This is a genomic window from Streptomyces sp. ATLC9, from assembly GCF_057196705.1.
Genome location: NZ_JBXUOY010000311.1, coordinates 1 through 5,746 on the forward strand (window position 1 = coordinate 1; position 5,746 = coordinate 5,746).

Here is a 5,746-nt window from a genome sequence, read left to right on the forward strand (position 1 = left end):
GGGTCCCACCCTCGCCGACGCCGCCTCGGGCGTTCTGGTCGTGTGCTGCGCCGCGTGGGCGCTGCGCACCCGCGCGCGTCCGCTGGACGCCACGGCCGCCGCCGTCCTGGCGGCCCCGGCGGCCTGCCTGGCGCTGGCGGCCGTGACGGCCCAGGACCCCGTGGCCGGTCTCGCCGGCTTCGTCCGCCTGCTCCAGGTGTTCGTCCTGGTGCCGGCCGCCCTGGTGCTCACGCTGCGCTCGCGGCGGCACGCCCGGCTGGTCGCCCTCTCGCTGGTGGCGGTCGCCGTGGCGCAGGGCGCGGTCGGCGTCCACCAGTACCTCACCGGCACCGGCGCCTCGTACCAGGGGGAGAACGTCCGGGCGGTGGGCACCTTCGGCCCGACGGATGTCATGGGGATGGCCTCCGCCGTCTCCTGCGGCGTCGTCGTCGCCCTGGCCGCGGGACTCGCCCCGCCCGCCAGGGCCCCCCGGTGGCTGAGGCCCGCGGCGCTGGGCACCGCCGCCGCGCTCCTGGTGCCGCTGGTCCTCTCCTTCAGCCGGGGGGCGTGGATCTCCACCGCCGCCGCCTGCGCGGTGGTGGTGCTCCTGACCGGCCTGCGAGCCGCCCTGCGCACCGCGGCGGTCGTCCTGGCCGCCGCGGTGGTCCTGGTCGGCGGTCTCGGTATGGGCGGAGACCTCGTCGCCGAACGCGCCGCCAGCATCACCGAGGTCGCCGGAGAGCCCGACCAGTCCGTGACCGACCGCTACACCATGTGGGCCGCCGCCGCGGAGATCTGGCGCGAGAACCCGCTGACCGGGGTGGGCCCCAGGGGCTTCGCCGAGCACCGCGACTCCCACGCCTCCCTCGCGCTGTCCTCGGCGAGCGACACCGCCGGGGCCGGACAGGGCTTCCACCGCCAGCCCCTGCTGTCCCCGCACAACATGTATCTGCTCCTCCTGGCCGAGCAGGGGCTGGCCGGCGCCGTCGCCGTCGTCGGCGGCTGGGCGGCGCTGCTGGTGCTGGGTGTGCGGCGGCTGCGGCGGGCACGGGCGGCCGGACGGGGCTCCGACTGCGGACCGGCCGCGATCGGCCTGCTCGTCCTGGTCTGCGTCGACTTCCTCTACGCCGACATCGGCGGCCCCTCCACGGTGCTGACCGCCGTGGCGATCGGCCTGGCCGCCTGGTGGGCGCTGGCGCCCGCGGCGGTGCCCGGCGGAGCGGCCGGCCACCGCGCGCCAGGCGCGAAGGGGGCGTGCGTACGGTGAACACCGTGACCGGCGCGCCCACCGCGCCCCCGTCGCCTCCCGGACCCCCGGCCGTCCCCACCTCCGCTTCCGGCTCCGGTCCCGGCTCCGGATCCACGCGGGGCGGGCGGTTCGTCGCCCGGGCCGCCGCGGTGACCGCCGCCCTGACCGCGGCCGGCTCCTTCTTCGGCCTGGTACGGGACCAGACCATCGCCCACCTGTTCGGAGCGGGCAGTGAGACGGACGCGTTCCTGGTGTCCTGGACCATCCCCGAGTTCGCCTCGACGATCCTCATCGAGGACGCCATGGCGCTGGTGCTGGTCCCGGCGTTCAGCCTCGCGCTGTCGCGCCGCGCCGCGGCCCGCGAGGACGGCGCCGGCGGTCTCCCGGGGAGCCCGGCGGGACCCGTCGGCGACCCGGTGCGCGCCCTGCTGGCGGCCACGCTTCCCCGGCTGCTCCTGGCGCTGGCCTGCGCCGCCGCGGTCGTGGCGCTGCTGGCGCCGCAGCTGGTGGGCGCCCTCGCGCCCGGCCTGGCCGATTCCGGCCTGGCGGTGGACTGCACCCGGCTGACGGCCGTCACCGTGCTGGGCTTCGGAACCGCCGGGTACTTCAGCGCGGCCCTGCGCGCCCACCGCAGCTTCGTGCCCCCGGCGGCGATCTACTGCGCGTACAACGTCACCATCATCACCGTGGTACTGGGCCTGCAGGCCCGCTGGGGGGTGCGCGCCGCCGCGTTCGGGGTGGCCGCGGGCAGCCTGGCGATGATCCTGGTCCAGCTCCCGGCGTTCTGGCGGCGCCTGCCCGTACGCGCCGCCCGGGCCGTAAGCGCCCGCCGGGCCGCCGGGGCCGAACGTGCGCGCCGCGCCACGGCGCTGGTGGGCTGGGGCGTGGTCGTGCCGGTGGCCGTCTTCGCCCTCTCCCGCCAGTCGCAGGTGCTCGTCGAGCGCTTCCTGGCCTCCGGACTGCCGCCCGGCGCGATCTCGCACCTGAACTACGCGCAGAAGATCGCCCAACTGCCCATGACGTTCTCCCTGCTGCTGTGCACGGTCACCTTCCCCCTGGTCGCCCGTGCCATGGCCGACGGCCTGACCGAGCGGGCCCGGCTGCGCGTGGAGCGCGATCTGGCGCTGGCCGCGACGGTGGTGCTGGCGGGGGCCGCGTACGTGATCGCCTACGCCCCCCAGGTCGTCCAGCTCCTCTTCGAGCGGGGCGCCTTCGGCGCCGCGGACACCGCCGCCACCGCCTCGGTCATGCGCGTCTACGCCACCGGGCTGCTCGGCCACTGCCTGGCCGGTGCCCTGGTGCGGCCGTTCTTCGCCACCGCCCGGCCCGTCTGGTACCCGGCCGGCGCGATGGCCGTCGGCCTGCTGCTCACCGTCGCGGCCGGCGTCCTGGCCGCCCCCCGCTGGGGCGTCCACGGCATCGCCGCGGCCAACGCCGCCGGGATCACCGCCACCGCGCTGCTGCTCCTGCGCGGCCTGCGCGCCCGCGTCCTGCCCGTCCGGGTGCGCGCGGTGGCGGCCGGCCTGGGCCGACTGGTCCTGGCCGCGGCGGCGGCCACCGGGGCCGGTCTGGCCACCGCGCCGCTCCTGCCCTCCCCGCTTCCCACCGCCGTCGCCGGGGCGCTGATCGTCCCGGCCGTCTTCACCGCCGCGGCGCTCGCCGTCCGGGCGCCCGAAGTACCGCAGCTGCTCACCACCGTCACACGAAGGTTCCGCCATGTCCGCTGATCCGGCCCGCACGACCACCCCCGCCCCCGCCGCCTCGCCGCCGCGGCCACGGCCGGCGCGCCCCTGGGTGCTGATGTACCACTCGGTGGCCGAGCACACCGAGGACCCCTACAACGTCACCGTCTCGCCGGGCCGCCTGGACCGCCAACTGCGCTGGCTGCGGAGGCGGGGTCTGCGCGGGGTGGGGGTGGGCGAGCTGCTGCGGGAGAGATCGGCCGGACGGGGCACCGGCCTGGTGGGCCTGACCTTCGACGACGGGTACGCCGACTTCGCCGGGGAGGCCGTACCGCTGCTGCGCCGCCACGGCTGCACCGCGACCGTGTTCGTCCTGCCCGGCAGGCTCGGCGGCGACAACGCGTGGGACCCGCTGGGCCCCCGCAAACCGCTGCTGACCGAGGCGGGGATCCGCGCCGCGGTCGGCGCCGGCATGGAGGTCGGCTCCCACGGGCTGCTCCACCTCGACCTGACGGCGGCCGACGACGAGACCCTGCGCCGGGAGACCGAGGGCAGCCGCCTGCTGCTGGAGGAGATCACCGGACGCCGGACGGAGGGCTTCTGCTACCCCTACGGCACGGTCGACCACCGTGCGGTGCGCGCGGTGCGCGCGGCGGACTACGCGTACGCCTGCGCCATCGACCCCGGCCCGCTGACCGGCCTCCACGCCCTGCCCCGCGTGCACATCGGCGAGGGGGACACCTCGCCGCGACTGTACGCCAAGCGGCTGCTGCACCCCCTGCGGCGCCGGGCCCTGCCCAGCGGCCCCACCGCACCGGCCGCCGGATCCCTCACCGGGGCCGGACGGTGAGGGCGGCGCCCGCGGAGGGCCGTCCACCCGGGCCCGGGCCCCGGCCCTGGGCCCCGGCCCGGAGCCGGAGCGGGGGAGAGGAGGACCGATGAGGGTGCTGCACATCATCACCGGCCTCGGCGCCGGCGGCGCCGAGCAGCAACTGCGGCTGCTGCTGCGCCACCTGCCGCTGTGCTGCGACGTGGTCACCCTGACCAATCCCGGCGCGGTCGCCGACGGCATCGAGGCCGACGGCACCGCCGTCACCCATCTGGGGATGCGCGGCAACCGCGACCTGCCCGCCCTGCCGCGCCTGGCGGACACCATCCGAGCCGGGCGCTACGACATCGTCCACACCCATCTGTACCGGGCCTGCGTCTACGGGCGGATCGCGGCGCGGCTGGCCGGGACGCGCACCGTGGTCGCCACCGAGCACTCCCTGGGCGAGCGGCGGATCGAGGGCCGCCCGCTCACCCAGGGCGCCCGCGCCCTGTACCTGGCGACCGAGAGGATGGGCACCGCGACCGTCGCGGTCTCCACCACCGTCGCCTCCCGGCTGCGCCGCTGGGGCGTGCCCGGCTCCCGCATCCGGGTCATCCCCAACGGCATCGACGCGGCCCGGTTCCGCTTCGACCCCGTGGTGCGCGCGTCGGTGCGCACCCGCCTGGGACTGCCCGCGCACGCCCTGGTGGTCGGCGGCGTCGGACGGCTGGTGCCCGGCAAGCGCTTCGACATCGCGGTGCGGGCCGTCGCACAACTGCCCGGGGCCCATCTGGTCCTGGCCGGTGACGGCCCGGAACGCGGCAGGCTGCGCGAGCTGGCCGCCGGGCTCGGCATCGCCGACCGCGTACGGCTGCTGGGGGAGTGCGGGGGAGCGGTGGGGCGAGAGCCGGGCGCCGGTGAGGGGCGCCCGGACATCCCCGGGCTGCTCAGCGCCATGGACGTGTTCGTCTCGCCGTCGGCCGAGGAGGCCTTCGGGCTGGCCGTGCTGGAGGCGCTGGCGGCCGGGCTGCCCGTGCTCCACGTGACCTGCCCGGCCATCGACGAGCTGCCGCACTCCCACGCCCCCGGGGCGCACCGCGTCGAACCGGGTGTCGCGAACCTGGTCGCGGCGCTGCGCGAGCCGTCGTCGGTGCCGCCCGGCAGACGCCGGGCCCCGGCGTGCGAGGCCGTGCGCCGCTACGACGTGGCACGCGGCGCGGACCGGCTCACGGCCCTGTACGAGGAGCTCCACGGCCGTGCCCGCGCGCGACCGGCCGTACGTGCCGCGGCGCCCGCACCGCCCCTGCCCGCTCCGGCGGCTCCGGCCGTCCCGACCACCCCGACGAAGAGGTAGCACGCCTTGACCGAACCGCGCACGACCCAACCCCCCGCCGCGCCGCGCCGCGCCGGCCCGCTCGCCCGCCTCTCGCAGCCGTGGCGGGCGCCCGCACTGCCGACGCCGCCCGCCTGGTGGCCGCTGGCCCTGGGGATCCTGCTGGGACTGGCCGGCGGAGCGGCGTACGGCCTGCTCGCCACGCCCCGCTACGCCGCGACCAGTTACGTGGTGGTGGTCCCAGGTCCCGGAGCGGACTCGGCCTCCGCCCTCGGCTTCGCCCAGGCGTACGGCCGCGTCGCCACCGACAGCGCCGTCCTCGCCGAGGCGGGGAAGGCGGCGGAGATGCCGGTGGACGAGCTGCGCGACGCCGTGCGGTCGGCCACCTCCCCGGACGCGCCCATGGTGGAGATCACCGGGACCGCCTCCAGCCCCCCGCTGGCCGCCGCCGCCTCCAACGCGGTGGCCGACGCCCTGACCAGGACCGGCAACCGGGCCGCGAGCAGTACGGGAGTGCGGTTGTCGCTGTTCTCCCGGGCGCTGGACCCCGCCGAGCCCGCCTCACCCTCCGCGCCGCTCTCCGTCGCGGTGGGCGTCTGCGTGGGCGGGCTCGTCGGCGGCCTCGCGCTCCTGGCCGCCCCCCGGGGACGCCGCGAGCCGGGCCCCGTCGGCGTACCGGCCCCCGCCGGGGC

At 77.7% G+C, this 5,746-nt stretch carries 5 protein-coding genes; all 5 read left to right on the forward strand.

From position 1 onward, the window contains the following. On the forward strand, window positions 1-1,246 hold a 1,246-nt coding region (locus AC2CJA_RS23305; RefSeq protein ID WP_484604647.1), incomplete at its 5' end, for an O-antigen ligase family protein. Next, entirely contained in the window at window positions 1,234-2,955 is a 1,722-nt protein-coding gene (locus AC2CJA_RS23310; RefSeq protein ID WP_484604648.1) for a lipid II flippase MurJ, read from the forward strand. The genes AC2CJA_RS23305 and AC2CJA_RS23310, both read left to right, overlap by 13 nt. 73 nt (window positions 2,956-3,028) lie before the next feature. Next, entirely contained in the window at window positions 3,029-3,760 is a 732-nt protein-coding gene (locus tag AC2CJA_RS23315) for a polysaccharide deacetylase family protein (protein WP_484604651.1), read from the forward strand. 88 nt (window positions 3,761-3,848) lie between these two features. Then, window positions 3,849-5,075, forward strand: coding sequence for a glycosyltransferase (locus AC2CJA_RS23320; protein WP_484604649.1), 1,227 nt, complete (start codon window positions 3,849-3,851; stop codon window positions 5,073-5,075). Between the two features lie 6 nt (window positions 5,076-5,081). Further along, window positions 5,082-5,746, forward strand: a 665-nt coding sequence (locus AC2CJA_RS23325) for a lipopolysaccharide biosynthesis protein (RefSeq protein ID WP_484604650.1), incomplete at its 3' end; no start/stop codon positions are given.

Excerpts from the sequence above, each read along its gene's own strand:
- AC2CJA_RS23320 (WP_484604649.1), top strand. The coding sequence starts at position 3,849 with ATGAGGGTGCTGCACATCATCACCGGCCTCGGCGCCGGCGGCGCCGAG.
- AC2CJA_RS23315 (WP_484604651.1), top strand. The coding sequence starts at position 3,029 with ATGTACCACTCGGTGGCCGAGCACACCGAGGACCCCTACAACGTCACC.